The sequence below is a fragment of the Psychrobacter sp. GW64-MNA-CIBAN-0177 genome (assembly GCF_040309585.1).
Classification (GTDB): Bacteria; Pseudomonadota; Gammaproteobacteria; order Pseudomonadales; family Moraxellaceae; genus Psychrobacter; species Psychrobacter okhotskensis.
In genome coordinates, this window is sequence record NZ_JBEOOY010000264.1 from 1 (window position 1) to 269 (window position 269).

Here is a 269-nt window from a genome sequence, read left to right on the forward strand (position 1 = left end):
GTGATTGACCGTGAACGTGCAGCAGATTTAGGGGTATCAATTGCGCATATTGGCCGAACATTAGAGTCGATGCTTGGATCGCGCTTGGTGACAACCTTTATGCGCGATGGTGAAGAGTATGATGTGATTGTCGAAGGTAATCGTGACAATCAAAGTACTGCTACGGATATGCAGAATCTTTACGTTCGTTCGGATCGTTCGCAAGAACTGATCCCGTTATCGAACTTAGTCTCGATTGAAGAGTTTGCCGATGCCAGCTCGTTAAATCG

General features: G+C 46.1%; 1 protein-coding gene. It reads left to right on the forward strand.

The genetic code is table 11. The annotated features are described in order from the left end of the window. Nucleotides 1-269: efflux RND transporter permease subunit (locus AAEY79_RS15025; protein WP_352289221.1), on the forward strand; the 269-nt coding region annotated here is incomplete at both ends.